Genomic DNA, 16,089 nt, shown 5'->3' on the forward strand with positions numbered 1-16,089 from the left:
CCGGCCAACCGCCCCTCTCTTCCCAAGCCGCTCGAAACGCAACCACAGCCAGACGACCACGCCGGAACCCCCACCCCGCGCACCCGACCTGCACCTAAAGCCGGGTACGGCACACGACGCGCTCAGCACTATCCCGGTAACTCCTGCGGCAGGTATACCGAACTGGGCAGGCGGGGATGGGACTCCGATACAGGGCCTAGTCGCCAGTTTCCGCATCCGCTGTCCGCCGTAAACCGTGCTGACGTAGTCCTAATTTTCGGTCCGACGACCGTAGAGTCGACGGCCGGTTCGCCGGTAGCCGTCAGCGCCCACCCCCGTTCTACTCGTCGGCGGGTGGCGCGGGTGGTGCGTATCGGGTGCTGTCGTCCCAGTCGGCATCATCGTTCCAGTCCTCATCACCGAACCGGCTCGACAGATGGATGCGTTTCTCGGGCGGTACGGCCTCGCGCCGAGCGTTGAACTCGGCCCATTCCGCCTCGATTTCTGCATCCCGCACTGGGTCGCGTGGCGGTAGCCCCAACTCTTCGCGGCTGCTGAACTTGCGTCCTTTGTAGTACTCGGCCATCGGTTCCTCCTATGGGATCTCGTACATGTAGATGATGATTCGCCCGCTCGGGTCGTTCTCCACGACTTGGCGGACATCGAAGTTGGTTCCGGACTTGAACAGCACCTCTTGCTCGCTCGGTCGTCGTGCGAATTCCTCGACGGACTTCCCGTGCTCGCTTCTTATGCGGAACTCCACAGGCCGATCGAAGGCGGCTTCAGGCGTGCGTGACGCGGAGGTGAAACCGGGCTCGGTCACGACGCCGTTTCGGTTGGCTGCCTCGCGGTAGCGCGCCAGATCTTCAGCACTCAGGTCCACACGCCGGGTAACCGGACCTTGATAGTCGGGCAACTTGTCGAGCGCGGCGTTGATCTCGCCCTCGCGCATCTGCTGATACCGGCTGATACCACCATGCCGCAACTGCCAGTTCAGCGCCTCCGAGCCACCGGGGCCGGTGTAGTCCCACAGCGCGGCGCGGTCAGCATCGGACAGTAGAGACCCTGGCGTCGGATCGGCCTTCGGTTTGAGCCGTCCGGCCGGACCCAATTCCTCGAGCCGTTCGCATTCGCGGACGTGGCGGGCAAGGTCGGCATCGAGTTTCACCCCGGCGGCAATCCGGCGGTTGGTGAGCCATTGTTCGATGAGCGCCCGCATCGGACGCGCGTAGCGCGCGCAGATGGCGGCGGCACCCACTACACCGACAGCGGCTCCGGCACCGAAGGTGATGAACGAGGAAGCGACCGAGATGGCCGCGGTGATCGCCAGCTCTTGGATCAGTGCGTCGCGCACCATTTCGAGTTGCTGTTTGAGCAGCTCTCGCAATTCGTCCAGGGCGGCGCGATGATCCCGGCACGACTGCGCCAGATCCGCCATTGCGGTGAGTGTGGCCTCTGCGGCCGCTTTCAGTGCGCGCAGATCCTCATCGATGAACTCGACCTCCGGCGCGACCACATCGGCGAACGCGACCGCGGCGGCCTCCAGGATCGCAGGGAACCCTGCCGCCCCTTCTGCGGTGCGGGTGGCGTCCCAGGTGATCGCAGCGTTGGAAATGGTGGTGGCGTTGCCGTCGGGCACGGTGAGCCCGATCTTCTCGACCAGACCCAATCCCTCATCGATCAACCCGTTGCCGGGCCCGCCCGCGGACGGGAGCGGAACTCGGCAATTGAGGACCGGGTACATCGGGGCCGGTGGTTTGACCGGGGCCGGGCCCGCGTCGATGGTCGCGCCGTGCTCGGCCAGCGCGCGTTCGTATCCGCAGTTGTTGAGCACCACGGCGTAGGCGTGCGCGGCGCCGGCGACCTTGGTGACCATGGACAAGATGTCTTTGGCGCGCTGGTCGTAGGACTTGCCCCACTGCTTGGCTTCGGAGTACGACCCGGTCATGTTGGTGGCCTTGGCCAGTTCGGGCCAGCGCGCATCGATGGCCGACCACCATGCGGACGCACCGGCCGCGATCTTGGTGGCGGTGTCGTAGTAGACCGCGGTGTCGACGTCGAGCAGCGATCCGGTCAATGAACGGCCCGACGGTCTGGAGGTCCGAGCACGGTTCCTGTCACTGCTGTCGCCCCTCCGGTCATCCCTCCTGAACGATGCAGATCTTAATAGCAGCAAAACAAGGCTCGGCTGATCCGGCCGCCTACCGACTGTTTCGCCAGGCGGTCAAGACGTCCAGTGCAGGTTGGGCTTCGGGTACAGCGTGGGCGAGGTAGGTCGCGACCGGGGTGAGGTCGGCGATTGCCTGTTCGTCCAGGATGGGGTCGTGGTCGTGCGCCGATCTGTCGGCGAGTTGGGCCAGGGCCTTCGCCGCGCCGGTACGCATGTCCGGATCTGCGGCCAGCGCTGCCAGGACGCGGGGTGCCAGGTTCATCAGGTGGTCGTAGGCGTCGCGTACCGCTCCTGCTTCGGGCAGGTGGCGATCGAGCGTGGTGCGCATCGCGGCAGCACCGCGACCGGGGCACATGACGCTGAGGCAGAACTCGATCAGCGCCGGTCCGTTCTCGACCATGACCTGTCGAGCTTCCTCGTACACAGGCTGGAAGCCGCGCAGTTCCTCACCGCGCGGCACCGGTTTGGAAGTCTCGATGGTGATGGACCGCACCTTGCGCTTGGCCGGATCGATGAAGTTGCGGGAGTAGACGTAATCGTCCACCGACGCCGAAACCGGGTAGAGCAGTGGCGGCGAAACACTCTGCTGCACTGTGTAAACGCTGCCTCGCACCTTGGTGATGGCGTCGCGCATCGAGACCGCCGTGCGCCGGTACCAGTCCAGATCCTCGGCGGGCATGTACTCGCGATAGAGGTTGTCGCCCGGAATCCCCCGGTCGGGATGCGGAACTCGGAAATTCATCGCCGGGTCGGTGGTCTGGTTGTCGTCGTGACCCCACGGGTAGGCGATGATCTCGCCGAACGAATGTACGTCGACCATGCCGATGATGTGCGGGAATACGTCGAGCAGCCAGCGAACGTTCCTGGTCTCCGGTTCCGAGAACGCCTGCGGTCCACGGTAAGTCTGATAGTCGCATGGGAACGCACTGGTGCCGATACCGCTGTCGAACAGGAAGTCGTAGTTGCGGTTCACGTCGACGCCCCGGCAGTCCGATCCCGGATTGTAGGAGCGGTTCTTGCGCCACATCCGGTCGGCGGACATCACGAATTCCCGCCCGTCCGGGTTCACCAGCGGAACGATGAAGATGTCCAGCGATTCCAGCAGTAACCGCACGGTGCTGTTGCTGTAGGTGACCGGCCCGAAGGTGAGATCGGTGTCTTTCCGGTAGGCGGAGGTCAGGTGATACATCCAGTGGCACAGCAAATCTGGGTTGATGAGTTCACGGGCGTGCGCGCCGCCGAGCAGCAGCACCCCGTCCCGCTCGGCCCGGTCTCCGGCGCGGATGCGCAGCGCACTGATCGGTCTGCCCTCCACTGAAGTCAACGGCAACTGCACCTTCGTACAGAAGGCCGGACTGAGCCGCACCATCGACGAAATCCAACCCTCGATCTCGCCATAAGGAAGGTAACCGGCTGGGACGGAGAACGTTTCGTCGTCTTGCGCCGCAATCGCGGAGACCTTCGGCGAAGCGATCTCCAGCGGCGGGGTTTCGCGCACGGCCTGGACCGTGACGGTGTATCCGTCCTCCGCGAGCCCGCCGATCTCGGCGACCGAAAGATATCCCGCAATCGTCACCGCGTCTCCGGCTCCGGCCACGGTAGCCCGGAACAGATCGAGCCCCCGCCCGGACAGTGCGCGCATAGCGGCCGCACTTTCCGCCGAGACTTCGACGAAGTAACGCCGAACGCGCGGTTCCTGATCTGCCATCACTCCCCCTGGAACGCCCGAGTTTTCTCCTCACCCTGCCCCGAAATCCCCGCCCAGCCAACGCCCCGGTCCGCCCAACGGTCCCTCAATTACAAAGGCCACCCTGCCGCACGATTCGTGCTCGGAGTGCGCTCGCTCGTCCAGTTCATTGCTGGGCGGAAGGATCGGCCAACCGTGCCGAGATGGTGCTCTTCAGCTCAGCCATAGTCTTGGTGAAAGCTGCTTCGATGTCGACGTCGTAGCGATGGGCCAGAATCAGAACGGACCAAAGGCAGTCGGCCAGTTCATGTTCCAATGCTGCTCTACCGCCCGGCATGGCGCGGGTGCCTTCCGCCGCCATCACGAGCTTGGCGAGATCACCTACGTCACCGACGAAGCCCAGCATGAAATCCTGCCGAGTCCATGTCCTGCCCCGCTCGGCGAGGTTCAATTCGTCGTAGAGGTCGTGCACTTCCACGGCGCGTGTCTGGAGATCCTGAATGTCCACACCGCATGGTCTACCAAGACAACATCCGCCTGCGCGACCTTTCCACCAGTCTCTGCAACAGCCTGTCGCGCACGACTGTCGGCAGGAGGTCGGCTGTGTCTCCGCCGGATGCGGCGATCTCTTTGACCAGCGAGCTGGACAGGGAACAGTAGGCTGGGTCGCCGGCGATGAAGAAGGTGTCCGTGCCGGAGAGGGTGCGGTGCGTTTGCGCCATGGACTGTTCGTAGTCGAAATCGCCGCGGCGCAGGCCCTTCACGATCGCGGTTATCCGCTGTTCGCGTGCGAAATCCACCAGGAGACCCGACCAGGACGCTACCTGTATGTTGTCGAGGTGGGCGGTGACCTCGCGCAGCATCTCGATGCGCTCGGCCAGGGTGAACATGGTGGTCTTGTTCGAGTTGACCATCACTGTGACCACGAGTTCGTCGAATTGGGTGGCGGCACGCTCGAACACGTTGATATGACCGTTTGTCACCGGGTCGAAGGAGCCGGTGCACAAGGCTTTCGACCGCACTAGAGATGTAGGGCGACTGGGCCGGAATCGGTCTTCCAGTATTTCCGGTTCAGTTGTGCGGTGCCGGTGCCTTCGGTGTAAGGCACGAGCACGGGCATTCCGTTGGTCGGTTTCAGCACGATTGACCAGGTTTCGATCCGGCCGGTGCATTGCAGGGTCGCCCCGGGCGGGAAGCTGGTCAGCTGGATCGTGCCGCTACCGTTGGTCCCCATCTGCGCGGAGACGTCGAGAAAACCGATGCCCGCCGCGCACAGATAGGTGCCGGTGGCCTGCAAGCCGTCCGGGGAGGGCGTGACCACGGAATTCAACGTGATGAACTCGTCCTCGGGAGCGGCACTCGCCGGGGTCGTGCACAGTATCGTGGCCGCGGCTCCCGCCACCGCCACCAGCGCACCTCTGATACCGAACATTGCGGCCTCCTGACCGACGCCACGAGAATTCGATCTCGATCGTAATCGGCCCCGCCCCCGCCCGCGCCGATTCCCGCAACTGCCCGCCCCCGGATCGCTCTTACAGTGTCGACATGTCCGAGAGAGAACGCAGCGCAGGGCAGGTCGAACTCATCGGGCCGGTTGCCGGAGTGTTCACGTATGCGGTGGCGGCCGTGCTCGTGGCCGCGGGACCTGTCATCGCTTTGGCCGGTGATTCGTTGTGGGATGGGTTGTGCCCGGGCATCGTCACCATGCCGATCGGCCTCGCGCTTGCCGTGACCACTTACCAATGGCGTTGGAATGCAAAACGATTCGACAAGGCGGCGGTCCGCGCGACCGCGGAGATCATCGCGGTGCGGATAATCGAAGGCGGCGAGAATCCGGACGTGGCCGAGCTGAAGGTCCGGATCAGCGGCCCCGGTTTCGACACTTTCGAGGCGGACTGCGAGATACAGACCGGCGTCCCGTACCCGCGGACAGGCGATCGCCGCCACGTGCTCGTCGATCCGTCCGACCGCACCTTCGCGATCGGGTATGACCACCTGTTCGATCAGGAGTGACCGCGGCCGCGCCACCCCGCGTTCGAGGTCCGGTCAGTCCAGCCCGGACGCCCACTCTATGAGGAGCTCGAAGTATTGGTCCGGCTCGGGATCGTGCATCGTGTGCGGCGCGTCGAGCGAGGTGAAGGTGACCGGTCGACCGGTCGCCGCCAGCAGGCGACGGGCTTGCCGCGCCTGGATATCGGTCATCGCACCCATCAACCGACCGGTGTCCGGATCCGTCAGGTGGAAGTGGTGGGTCAACAGGACCGGAACCCTGTTCTGCGCGAGCATCGTGGCGTGGTCACAACCGGCGTTGGCGACATCGGTGACCCAGGCCCGCGCCCATTCGGGGTCGTACTCTTTCAGATGCTGCGGTGGCGTGGCCGCGGCGCCCTCGCCGGTGCCGTCACCGAACAGGAATGCGATACCCGGATGCAGGAACTCGGGCAGTTCGCGCGGCGCGGCCGCGACCATGCCGTCCCAGTCCCCGACCGACCATTGCGGTCCGAGCCATTTGGCCCACAGTGCGAAGATCGGACCGAGGGTCTGCATGATGCCGGGGCCATAGGGCGGCGCCGCTTGCGAGGAGAACAACGGCGCATCCTCGAGCATCGCACCACGAATCTGCCCCGGCTTGCCGTAGGCGGCCAGCCAAGCAGCGATGACACCGCCAGAAGAGTTGCCCGCCACCAGAGTCGGCCGTCCGATCACGAGATCGATGAATCGCTCGACATCGTTGCCCCAGGTGTTGAGGTTGTACCGGCCGGGCGTCCAGGTGGATCGGCCCTGCCCGCGCAGATCGATCGCGAAGACTCGAAATTCGTTCGCCAGCAAGGTGATTGCATTCTCGTAGCCCCACCAGGATTCGCCCTGTGCGGGGATCAGCAGCAGCGCAGGCGACGCAGGGTCCCCCTCGGCGACGTAGTTCATGCGGATCTCCCCGAGATCCACGAGCTGCTCCTCGAACTTGTGCGCGACGAAGGTGTCGGCCCGGTCGGCGGCTTCGGAAATGCCCATGATCGTCGATCCTTTCCCAATGAGTGGACCGGCGGTCCCACAGTCCGCACGTCGGCGCGCCGGGCCGAATGCTGGTGACCATCGGTATGAATTCCACCGTAGAACCCACCTAGGACAGATCTCGCCCTAGGCTACGATCAGAAACATCGTGGCGTCCGAATGCCGCCAGCAAGCCGCGGCCAGCGGATCGATAGTGAGTCCATGACGACATTGTTCACCTCCGCGCCCCGACTTGTACTCGAGCACATGTACGCGGCCGAGGCCGAATACTTCGCCGCCGGCGGCCCCGGCACGGCGTCGTTCAACACTCTCGAACCGTTCTTCGCAGCGGATGTCGTGCTCCGGCAGGCGGATTCGCTGCCATACGGCGGCATCTGGCGCGGACACGCGGGGCTCGAGCAGTTCTTCTGTGTCATGAGTGCGACCTGGGACCGCTTCGAGTTGAAAACCCAAGTGTTCCTGTCCGAGTCGAACCCGCTCGTCGTCCAGACCCAGGTGCACGCCAGATCCCGCAGGACCGGGCGAGAGCTGGAATTCCCTATCCTGCAAACGATTACAGTCGTCGACGGTCGAATCACCGAAGTCAACCCCTTCTACTGGGACACAGCGGCGATCACCGCCACCTGCTCCGGCTAGCCCACGGAAGCGAAAAGCGGTTTGCCGGTTCCGGTATTCGCAGGATGATGGCACCATGCTCAGCCTGTTGTCCTGCGCCGACCCACTCGATCCGCGCCGCACGGATCCGCATTTCGCAGCGGAAACGTTGGTTGCGCGCGAACTCGGCGCAACGGTCGGCCTGCTCGATCTGGACGCGCTGCTGAGCGGGGACGCCGCGGCGGCGGTGCGTAAGGTCCCGCGCGATATGGGGCCCGCTTGGTATCGCGGCTGGATGATCCCCACCCTTGCCTACGCGGCGTTGACCGACGCACTCGCCGCTCGCGGCGCGCCGCTGATCGTCGATGCCGCGACCTATCGGACGGCACACGAATTACCCGGCTGGTACCCGATATTCGCCGCTGCGACGCCCGCTAGCCGGTGGCTGCAGGGTCCGTGGGGCCGTGTCCCCGACGCGGCCACCCTCGCCGAGTTGGCAGCCCCACTCGGCAATGGTCCGGGAATTGTGAAGGACTACGTCAAATCCGCCAAGCACCGGTGGGAAACAGCTTGCTACATCCCGGATCTCACCGACATCCCCGCTGTGCGCCGAGTGGTGGCCGCCTTCGTCGCCGAACAAGAGAAGTACCTAGCCGGAGGCATAGTCCTGCGCGCCTTCGAATCCTTCGGCTCCGGCGCACACCGAGCGCGGGAGGCCCGGGTGTGGTGGCTGGACGGCAAACCATTGCTGATCGGCGCACACCCCGACACCCCCGACGAGCACCCCGAACCCGCGCTGGCCCGCATCACGCCGCACGTCGAGCAACTGCCCGCCCGTTTCGTCACCACCGACCTCGCCATGCGAGCAGACGGCGTCTGGCGTGTCGTCGAAGTCGGCGACGGCCAGGTCTCCGACCTCCCCACCGGCGTCCCCCCGGAACAAATCCTCGCGCCGTTGCTCAACGCCATACAGTGATCAGCAGGCACGCGCGGAGCCCCGCGGCATCGATGAATAGATACGCTGGGGCCACTATGAGTCATACTCGCGTTGTCACCCAGCATCCCTTCGACGCCGCCGTCGAGCTCACGCCCATCGATGTGGGGACGTTCACCGGACGGACCACGCCGGAGTACGCGAATATGGTCGGGCCGTTCGGGGGGATCACGGCTGCCACGGTGATCAGGGCGGTACAGCGGCATCCGGAGTGTCTCGGTGCGCCGCTGTCGCTCACGGTGAACTACGCGGGTCCGATCGCCGAGGGCCCGTTCGAGGTCAGCGCGATACCGGCCCGCACGAACCGGACCACTCAGCACTGGACGTTGACGATCACCCAGGACGGCGTCGTCACCACCACAGCCACCGCACTTTTCGGTATCCGGCGCCAGACCTGGCAGCACACCGAGGCCGTCGCGCCGCCGGCGCCGCCCGCGGCCACGGTGCCGCAGGGACCGGTGCCGGACTTCCTGGCCTGGGTCGAGAACTACGACATGCGTTTCGTCACAGGCGGTCTCGTCGCGGCGGAGGGAGACGCCCAGCCGTCCTCGACCTCCACACTGTGGGTGCGCGATCATCCGCCGCGGCCGCTGGACTATCCGGCGCTGACCGCACTGACCGACGTGTTCTTTCCGCGGGTCATGCTGCGCATCGGCCGATTCGTCCCGGCCGGCACGGTCTCGCTGACGGTGTACTTCCACGCCGACGACGAACTGCTCGCCACCCAGGCCGACCAGCCGGTCCTCGCCACCGCGCGCGGCCGCCGCTTCGGCAACGGCTTCTTCGATCACGCCGCGGAACTGTGCACACCCGGCGGGGCGCTGCTGGCGACGAGTCACCAGCTCGCGTATTTCAAGGACTGACTCGCCCGCCGGACCAAACCGGCGGCCCGAGCGGCGCGAATCCCTGGTAATGCCGCTGTGCACCGCGGCAGCTACGAGAGGATCCACAATTTGAGATCACGGCGATGGATACGACGAAGCGCCCTGCGCTGGGCGCTGGCCACCACCCTGACCGCGGCAGGACTGGCCGGCGCGGCCGGCACCGCGACCGCCGCACCGGCGGGCATCGTGTCGGTAACAGATGTCAACGATCGGCAGCAGACCGTCATGGTGTATTCACCCGCGATGGACCGGCCGATCCCGATCCAGATCATCCGGGCCGCCGACCGGACGACACCACGGCCCACGATGTATCTGCTCAATGGTTCCGGCGGCGGCCCGAACGAGAGCGGCTGGGATGTGCAGACCGACGCGGTGAGTTTTCTGCGCGGCAAAGACGTCAACGTCGTCACGCCCTTCGGCGGCGCCAATTCCTATTACACCGACTGGGTCCGCGCGGACGCGGTGCTCGGTTACAACAAATGGCAGACGTTCCTCAACGAGGAATTGCCGCCGGTCATCGAGGAGTTCTTGGGCGCCAACGGAACTCGCGCCCTCGCCGGCGTTTCGATGAGCGGCACCTCGGTGCTGAACCTGGCGATCGCCAAGCCCGGCTTCTGGAGCAGCGTGGCTTCCTACAGCGGGTGCGCACAGACCTCGGACCCGATCGGCCAGGAATTCGTCCGGCTCACGGTGGAGAATTGGGGCGGCGGTCAGAGCGTCGAGAACATGTGGGGTCCGCGCAACGGACCGCTGTGGCGCGCCAACGATCCGCTCGTCAACGCCGAACGTTTGCGTGGCACAGCGGTTTACCTGAGTTCGGGTAGCGGTATCGCCGCGGCTCCGCACGACACCCCCGGCGATCGCCGGGTGCAGGAGGGCCGAATTCCGTTGCCGGTGCAGATCGCATTCGGCGGACCGATCGAAGCGGCCATCCACTACTGCACGGTGAATCTGACGAACCGCTTGCGCGAGTTGAACATTCCGGTGACCTTCGACGACCGCCCGGTGGGCACCCATTCGTGGGGCTACTGGGAAGACGATCTGCGCACGTCATGGCCTTTCTTGGCGCAGTCGATAGGAATCGGCTGACCTACCCGGCCCGGGTGCTCCGCAATAGCTGAAATCGCTATGCGGAGCACCGGGTTCACCTCACCACTGTGGTCCGGCTTACATAATCGGCGCGCAGCCGCGTATTGAACAGCACACCCGCGGCACGCGCTTTTTCCCTGCGCGATTACGTACGGTGAAGTCATGCAGCTCGCCCGGTCCACCGATCTCGCCCTGCGGACCATGATGCGGCTGGCGGTCAGCGGATCGGCTGATCAGCGCGTGACCGCCAAACTCGTTGCCCGACAGGTTGATTCCTCGGAGCACCAGGTAGCGAAAGCGGTATCGCGACTCGTCGAGCTCGGCTTCGTCGCCTCCTACCGCGGGCGTCGCGGCGGAATCTTCCTCACCGAGGCCGGCCGGGCCGGCACCGTCGGACAGCTCATCCGGGCTCTCGAGGGCGACGCCGAAGTAGTGGAATGCCTCGGCGAACATCCGTGCCCATTGGCGACCAATTGTCGTTTGCGACGAGTTCTCCAGAACGCGAAAGAAGCCTTCTATCGCGAGCTGGACAACTATCACCTCACCGATCTGGTGAGCCCGCGCATCGTCGAGCTGCTTCATCTGCCCGCCATCGCCCCGCCCACGCACGAGAATTGAGGAGAAGCCATGCCCACCGCGACCGGTTCGCCCAGCGATATCGCCCCGGAACTGGAACCCGCACATCAAGCGGTGATCCGCGCTACCCTGCCGCTGATCGGCACCCGGATCGACGCGGTCACACCACTGTTCTACCGCAAGATGTTCGCCGCGCACCCGGCGCTCGGCCGCGATCTGTTCAATCGCGGTAACCAGGCACAGGGTACCCAGCAGCGCGCGCTGGCCTCGTCCATCGTCACGTTCGCCCGCCATCTGGTCGACCCGGAGCTGCCGCACCCGGTCGACCTGCTCTCGCGCATCGGGCACCGGCACGCCTCACTCGGCGTCACCGCGGATCAGTACGACATCGTGCACCGGCACCTGTTCGCCGCCATTGTCGAGGTGCTCGGCCCGGAGGTGGTGACCGAGGTGGTCGCGGCGGCCTGGGACCGCGTCTACTGGCTGATGGCGACCGCGCTCATCGACCTGGAGGCGGGACTCTACGACGCGGCCGGGGTCGCGCCGGGCGACGTCTTCCGCCGCACCGTGGTGGTCGATCGCGTCGAGGATCCATCCGGGGTGGTGACTTTCGTCGTAGAGTCGGCCGATCCCGGCTGTGCGCTGCCGGATTTCGTACCGGGCAGCTATATTTCGGTCGGCGCGGACCTGCCCGACGGCGCGCGCCAGCTCCGTCAGTACAGTCTGGTCGAGGCGCCGGGCACCAGCCGCTACGCCTTCACGGTTCGCGTGGTCGCGGCCGAGCCGGACGCCCCCGCGGGTGCGGTCTCGTCCTGGCTGCACGACACCATCGGCGTCGGTGATCGCCTCGAAATCACCTTGCCCTTCGGCGATCTCACCCTCGACACCGCTGCCGACACTCCTGTGGTGCTGATCTCGGCCGGAGTCGGCATCACACCCATGGCGGGCATCGTGGCCTATTTGGCGGCCAATGCGCCGGACCGGCCCGCCACCGTGCTGCACGCCGACCGTTGTGCCGCCGCCCATCCACTCCGCGAGCGCGTCCGTGCGCTGTGCGACGAACTTCGAAACGTCCACCTGCACACCTGGTATCAGGACGAGGGGCACGGTCGCGTCGACCTCACCGACATCGCATTACCGCACGACGCGGACTACTACCTGTGCGGCAGCCACGCCTTCCTGCGGTCCGTGCGCGCCCAGTTGCTCGCCGCGCGAATACCTTCCGGCCGAGTGCATTTCGAATCCTTCGCCCCCAGCGACTGGCTGCTCGGCGAATAACGCGCGCTGCTCAGCACTCGACGACCGCGACAGCCAGTCCGCCCTGCGAGGTCTCCTTGTATTTGTCGAGCATGTCCGCTCCGGTGGCGCGCATGGTCTGGATCACCTGATCGAGCGAGACGTGGTGGTGCCCGTCGCCGCGAATCGCCATGCGCGCCGCGGTGATCGCCTTCACGGCCGCGATGCCGTTGCGTTCGATGCACGGGATCTGCACGAGGCCGCCGATCGGATCGCAGGTCAGGCCGAGGTTGTGTTCCATGCCGATCTCGGCGGCGTTCTCGATCTGTGCCGGGGTGCCGCCGAGCACGGCGGCCAGGCCGGCGGCCGCCATCGCGCACGCGGAACCGACCTCGCCCTGGCACCCCACCTCGGCGCCGGAGATCGACGCGTTCTCCTTCATCAGCTGGCCGATCGCGCCCGCGGTGAGCAGGAACTCGACCACGCTGTCCTCGGCATCGGTGACGAACTGCTGAATATAGTGCAGCACAGCCGGAATGATCCCCGCGGCGCCGTTCGTCGGCGCGGTGACGACCCGTCCGCCCGCGGCGTTCTCCTCGTTGACAGCCATCGCGTACAGCGTGACCCATTCCATGGCACGCAGCGGATCGTTGTCCTCGGCTTCGGCGCGCAGCCGGTCGAGCAGGGTCGCGGCGCGGCGGCGCACCCGCAGCGTGCCCGGCAGCACCCCGGTGCTCGACATGCCGCGCTCGACGCAACCCTGCATGACCGCCCAGATGGCGAGCAGGTCTGCGCGCACCTGATCGCCACTGCGCCTGGTCATTTCGTTGGCCAGGACGAGTTCGGCGATGGATCGGCCGGTGGCCGCGGTGAGCGAGAGCAATTCGTCCGCCGAGCCGAACGAGTAGGGCACCTCCGTTGGCGCTTCGGCCGCACGGCCGTCGATCTCGTCCTCGTCCAGGACGAAGCCGCCGCCGATCGAGTAGTACCGGCATTCGAGCAGTACCCGTCCCGCCGTATCACGTGCGGCGAACAGCATGCCGTTGGTGTGGAACGGCAGCCTGGTACGCGCCAGCAGCTCGATGTCCTCGTCCATCGCGAACGAGATCGGTTGCGCCCCACCGAGATAGATCCGTGCGTCGGCGCGCGCCTCGGCCACGATATCGCGCATCGTATCCGGATCGACGGACTCCGGGCGGGCACCGGCCAGTCCGGCCACGATCGCCTCCACACTGCCGTGGCCCCGTCCGGTCGCGCCGAGCGAGCCGTACAGCAGCACCCGCAACGCGGCCGTATCGTGCAGCACGCCGGTGCCTTTCAGCCGATCGACGAACGCGCCCGCGGCGCGCATCGGCCCGACGGTGTGCGAACTCGACGGGCCGATGCCGACCTTGAACAGGTCGAAAACGCTGATGGTCACGCGAGCTCCCGCGCGGCGTCGGTGGCCGACGGGACGTGCTGGTGCAACCCGGCATAGAGCGGGAATTTCTGCGTCAAGACCTCCACCCGCACGCCGAATTCGCGCCAGGGCCGCCCCACCCGCAGGGCCGTCGCGATGATGTCGGCGACCTCGACGAAGGCCGCGCGGTCGAAGCCGCGCGCGGCCAGCGCCGGCGTGCCGATCCGCAAGCCGGAGCTGACCATCGGCGGGCGCGGGTCGAACGGAACGGCGTTGCGGTTCACCGTGATTCCCACGCTGTGCAGCAGATCCTCGGCCTGTTTGCCGTCGAGCTCGGCGGCGCGCAGATCCACCAGCACCAGGTGTACGTCGGTGCCGCCGCTGACCAGTCCGATGCCGGCGGCACGGCAGTCCTCGGCGAGCAGCCGGTCCGCGAGCAGCCGTGCACCCGTCAGGGTGCGTTCCTGGCGGTCGCGGAAGGCCGGCTCGGCCGCCATCTTGAACGCGACCGCCTTCGCGGCGATCACATGCTCGAGCGGTCCGCCCTGCTGGCCGGGGAACACCGCGGAATCGAGCTTCTTACCCAATTCGGCAGTGGCGAGGATGAATCCGCCGCGCGGGCCCCCCAGGGTCTTGTGCGTGGTCGAGGTGACCACGTGGGCGTGCGGCACGGGCGAGGGATGCAGCCCGGCCGCGACCAGGCCGGCGAAATGCGCCATGTCGACCATCAGGTACGCGCCGACCTCGTCGGCGATGCGCCGGAACTCGGCGAAGTCGAGCTGCCGCGGATAGGCCGACCAGCCCGCCACGATCAGCTTCGGCCGATGCTCGCGCGCGAGCCGCGCCACCTCCGCCATGTCGATCCGCTGGTCGTCGGCCCGCACATGGTATGCCGCGACGTCGTACAGCCGCCCGGAGAAGTTGATCTTCATGCCATGGGTGAGGTGACCACCGTGATCCAGCGCCAGCCCGAGGATCCGATCGCCGGGACGCAGCAGCGCATGCATCACCGCCGCGTTCGCCTGCGCACCCGAATGCGGTTGCACGTTGGCGTATTCCGCGCCGAACAGCGCGCGCAGGCGGCTCAGGGCCAGCGATTCGATTTCGTCGACGTGCTCGCATCCGCCGTAGTAGCGGCGGCCCGGATAGCCCTCGGCGTACTTGTTGGTCAGCACCGTGCCCTGCGCCTGCATGACGGCCAGGGGTGCGTAGTTCTCCGACGCGATCATCTCCAGGCCGTGCTGTTGCCTGCCGAGTTCGCGGCCGACCAATTCGGCGACGAGCGGATCGAATTCGTGCAGCGGCACGTCGAGGTCGGTGCGGAGGGCCGGGTCTGCCATAGGGAGCCTTTCGTCGACGCGGGTCGCGCGCGTGGGTGTGGCTCCTCCCGCTCTGTCCTATGGCCTGAGAGATTCACGCGGACCGCGCTTGCCCCGTCGGCGAGTGTCGATGCGGACACTACTTTTCAGAGTTGCCCGAGGCGCGGCGGTACTGGGCCTGAGAGATTCCCGGGAGGTGTTGCTCCTTCGGCTCTCCGTCACGAAGATGGAGATCTCCCGCCGCGTGTGAGGCGATTATGCAGTTGTTGCATATAGCGCAACAACTGCCCTATATGCGACTCAGTATTGTCGGCGAACGCGCGCGTTGTCAACGCCGGAGCCCATCCGCAAAACGCGGTCCGTCAGCCGTAGTAGCCGAGTCTGCGGCTGATGTCCGCGGCGCTCGCGATCGCCAGTTCCGCCATCGCGGCGAACCGGTCCGGACCGAGCCGGTAGGACGGGCCGGACACGCTGAGCGCGGCGACGATCACGCCGTTGTTGTCCAGGACCGGCGCGGCCACCGCGTTCAGGCCGATCTCGAGCTCCTCGCACACGCTGGCCCAGCCGTTCTCGCGGACCTCGACCAACTGGGTCGCCAGGTCCGCGACCTTGGTGATGGTATGCGGCGTGTAAGCCGTCAGTTTGGTGCCCACCCGCTTGCGCATGTCCGCCGGTTCCAGACCCGACAGCAGCACCTTGCCACTGGACGTGGCGTGCGCCGGGCAGCTCTGCCCGACCCAGGAGCGCAACGCGATCGAGCCGGTGCCCGCGGCCTCGACGATGTTGATGATCCGATCACCGTCCAGCACAGCGATATTCGTGGTCTCCCCCGATTCGGCGGCCAGTGCGTTGCACGCGCCCTGACTCTGCCCGACGAGATCGACCTGGGCGCTGGTGGATCCGGCGAGCCGGACGATGGAGAAGCCGAGCCGGTACTTGCCGCGATCGGAGAGCTGCTCGACGTAGCCGCGCGATTCCAGCACGGCGACCAACCGCGACACGGTAGATTTGTGTACGCCCAGTTCGGCGGCGATTTCCGTGACGCCGGCCTGCCCGAGCTTGGCGATGATCTCCATCACGAGCAGGGCGCGGTCGACGGACTGCACCGCGGCCGCCCGCCCTCGATCCTCGCCGTCTCGATTCGCCATGA

General features: G+C 66.3%; 17 protein-coding genes and 1 riboswitch. Of the genes, 7 read left to right on the forward strand and 10 right to left on the reverse strand.

Going from position 1 to position 16,089, the window contains the following annotated elements:
• Positions 1-319: 319 nt before the first annotated feature.
• From NBRGI_RS14940 to NBRGI_RS49105, 6 genes are all read right to left on the reverse strand, one after another.
• Positions 320-565, reverse strand: a complete 246-nt coding sequence (locus tag NBRGI_RS14940; RefSeq protein WP_029896649.1) for a hypothetical protein — start codon at positions 563-565, stop codon at positions 320-322.
• Between the two features lie 9 nt (positions 566-574).
• The gene (locus NBRGI_RS45200) at positions 575-2,056 is read right to left on the reverse strand and encodes an ADP-ribosyltransferase (RefSeq protein ID WP_051727781.1); all 1,482 of its coding nucleotides are present in this window, start codon (positions 2,054-2,056) and stop codon (positions 575-577) included.
• A gap of 124 nt (positions 2,057-2,180) precedes the next feature.
• Complete coding sequence (locus tag NBRGI_RS14950; protein WP_051727782.1) at positions 2,181-3,857, reverse strand: M14 family zinc carboxypeptidase; 1,677 nt, start codon at positions 3,855-3,857, stop codon at positions 2,181-2,183.
• Between the two features lie 145 nt (positions 3,858-4,002).
• Positions 4,003-4,344 carry a MazG nucleotide pyrophosphohydrolase domain-containing protein gene (locus NBRGI_RS14955; protein ID WP_029896656.1) on the reverse strand — a complete coding sequence of 114 codons (342 nt, stop codon included), beginning with the start codon at positions 4,342-4,344 and terminating at the stop codon, positions 4,003-4,005.
• Between the two features lie 10 nt (positions 4,345-4,354).
• A complete protein-coding gene (gene coaD / locus NBRGI_RS14960; protein ID WP_029896657.1) occupies positions 4,355-4,858 on the reverse strand; it encodes a pantetheine-phosphate adenylyltransferase in 504 nt (167 codons plus the stop codon).
• Complete coding sequence (locus NBRGI_RS49105) at positions 4,858-5,268, reverse strand: hypothetical protein (RefSeq protein ID WP_029896659.1); 411 nt, start codon at positions 5,266-5,268, stop codon at positions 4,858-4,860. The genes coaD and NBRGI_RS49105 overlap by 1 nt, the downstream gene beginning before the upstream one ends.
• A gap of 113 nt (positions 5,269-5,381) precedes the next feature.
• Here NBRGI_RS49105 and NBRGI_RS14970 point away from each other — a divergent pair, with 113 nt between their 5' ends.
• Positions 5,382-5,849 carry a hypothetical protein gene (locus tag NBRGI_RS14970; RefSeq protein WP_029896661.1) on the forward strand — a complete coding sequence of 156 codons (468 nt, stop codon included), beginning with the start codon at positions 5,382-5,384 and terminating at the stop codon, positions 5,847-5,849.
• 33 nt (positions 5,850-5,882) lie between these two features.
• On the opposite strand, the gene NBRGI_RS14975 is transcribed toward NBRGI_RS14970, so the two are convergent.
• The gene (locus NBRGI_RS14975) at positions 5,883-6,848 is read right to left on the reverse strand and encodes an alpha/beta hydrolase (protein WP_029896663.1); all 966 of its coding nucleotides are present in this window, start codon (positions 6,846-6,848) and stop codon (positions 5,883-5,885) included.
• Between the two features lie 246 nt (positions 6,849-7,094).
• On the opposite strand from NBRGI_RS14975, the gene NBRGI_RS14980 reads away from it, so the two are divergent.
• From NBRGI_RS14980 to NBRGI_RS15005, 6 genes are all read left to right on the forward strand, one after another.
• Positions 7,095-7,484, forward strand: a complete 390-nt coding sequence (locus tag NBRGI_RS14980; RefSeq protein WP_081878080.1) for a nuclear transport factor 2 family protein — start codon at positions 7,095-7,097, stop codon at positions 7,482-7,484.
• Positions 7,485-7,539: 55 nt separating this feature from the next.
• On the forward strand, positions 7,540-8,418 hold the full coding sequence (locus NBRGI_RS14985) for an ATP-grasp domain-containing protein (protein WP_029896667.1): 879 nt from the start codon (positions 7,540-7,542) through the stop codon (positions 8,416-8,418).
• 56 nt (positions 8,419-8,474) lie between these two features.
• Entirely contained in the window at positions 8,475-9,299 is an 825-nt protein-coding gene (locus NBRGI_RS14990; RefSeq protein ID WP_029896669.1) for an acyl-CoA thioesterase, read from the forward strand.
• Between the two features lie 90 nt (positions 9,300-9,389).
• Positions 9,390-10,409, forward strand: a complete 1,020-nt coding sequence (locus tag NBRGI_RS14995; RefSeq protein WP_051727791.1) for an alpha/beta hydrolase — start codon at positions 9,390-9,392, stop codon at positions 10,407-10,409.
• Between the two features lie 162 nt (positions 10,410-10,571).
• Positions 10,572-11,027: an RrF2 family transcriptional regulator gene (locus tag NBRGI_RS15000; RefSeq protein ID WP_029896673.1), complete on the forward strand. Its 456-nt coding sequence runs from the start codon at positions 10,572-10,574 to the stop codon at positions 11,025-11,027.
• Between the two features lie 9 nt (positions 11,028-11,036).
• On the forward strand, positions 11,037-12,263 hold the full coding sequence (locus NBRGI_RS15005; protein ID WP_029896675.1) for a globin domain-containing protein: 1,227 nt from the start codon (positions 11,037-11,039) through the stop codon (positions 12,261-12,263).
• Positions 12,264-12,273: 10 nt separating this feature from the next.
• Here NBRGI_RS15005 and NBRGI_RS15010 read toward each other — a convergent pair whose 3' ends face one another.
• The 3 genes from NBRGI_RS15010 to NBRGI_RS15020 all read right to left on the reverse strand — a co-directional run bounded on the left by NBRGI_RS15010 (position 12,274) and on the right by NBRGI_RS15020 (position 16,087).
• Complete coding sequence (locus tag NBRGI_RS15010) at positions 12,274-13,641, reverse strand: L-serine ammonia-lyase (protein ID WP_029896677.1); 1,368 nt, start codon at positions 13,639-13,641, stop codon at positions 12,274-12,276.
• Positions 13,638-14,960, reverse strand: a complete 1,323-nt coding sequence (gene glyA, locus NBRGI_RS15015) for a serine hydroxymethyltransferase (RefSeq protein WP_029896679.1) — start codon at positions 14,958-14,960, stop codon at positions 13,638-13,640. The genes NBRGI_RS15010 and glyA overlap by 4 nt, the downstream gene beginning before the upstream one ends.
• 42 nt (positions 14,961-15,002) lie before the next feature.
• Positions 15,003-15,099: riboswitch (glycine riboswitch) on the reverse strand.
• 202 nt (positions 15,100-15,301) lie between these two features.
• On the reverse strand, positions 15,302-16,087 hold the full coding sequence (locus NBRGI_RS15020) for an IclR family transcriptional regulator (RefSeq protein WP_029896681.1): 786 nt from the start codon (positions 16,085-16,087) through the stop codon (positions 15,302-15,304).
• Positions 16,088-16,089 lie beyond the last annotated feature (2 nt).

The sequence above is a fragment of the Nocardia brasiliensis IFM 10847 genome (assembly GCF_000710915.1).
GTDB classification, from domain to species: domain Bacteria; phylum Actinomycetota; class Actinomycetes; order Mycobacteriales; family Mycobacteriaceae; genus Nocardia; species Nocardia brasiliensis_A.

Coding starts and splice junctions, on each gene's coding strand:
- NBRGI_RS14940 (WP_029896649.1), bottom strand. CDS start 565: ATGGCCGAGTACTACAAAGGACGCAAGTTCAGCAGCCGCGAAGAGTTG.
- NBRGI_RS14950 (WP_051727782.1), bottom strand. CDS start 3,857: ATGGCAGATCAGGAACCGCGCGTTCGGCGTTACTTCGTCGAAGTCTCG.
- NBRGI_RS49105 (WP_029896659.1), bottom strand. CDS start 5,268: ATGTTCGGTATCAGAGGTGCGCTGGTGGCGGTGGCGGGAGCCGCGGCC.
- NBRGI_RS14970 (WP_029896661.1), top strand. CDS start 5,382: ATGTCCGAGAGAGAACGCAGCGCAGGGCAGGTCGAACTCATCGGGCCG.
- NBRGI_RS14975 (WP_029896663.1), bottom strand. CDS start 6,848: ATGGGCATTTCCGAAGCCGCCGACCGGGCCGACACCTTCGTCGCGCAC.
- NBRGI_RS14980 (WP_081878080.1), top strand. CDS start 7,095: ATGTACGCGGCCGAGGCCGAATACTTCGCCGCCGGCGGCCCCGGCACG.
- NBRGI_RS14985 (WP_029896667.1), top strand. CDS start 7,540: ATGCTCAGCCTGTTGTCCTGCGCCGACCCACTCGATCCGCGCCGCACG.
- NBRGI_RS14990 (WP_029896669.1), top strand. CDS start 8,475: ATGAGTCATACTCGCGTTGTCACCCAGCATCCCTTCGACGCCGCCGTC.
- NBRGI_RS15000 (WP_029896673.1), top strand. CDS start 10,572: ATGCAGCTCGCCCGGTCCACCGATCTCGCCCTGCGGACCATGATGCGG.
- NBRGI_RS15005 (WP_029896675.1), top strand. CDS start 11,037: ATGCCCACCGCGACCGGTTCGCCCAGCGATATCGCCCCGGAACTGGAA.
- glyA (WP_029896679.1), bottom strand. CDS start 14,960: ATGGCAGACCCGGCCCTCCGCACCGACCTCGACGTGCCGCTGCACGAA.
- NBRGI_RS15020 (WP_029896681.1), bottom strand. CDS start 16,087: ATGGCGAATCGAGACGGCGAGGATCGAGGGCGGGCGGCCGCGGTGCAG.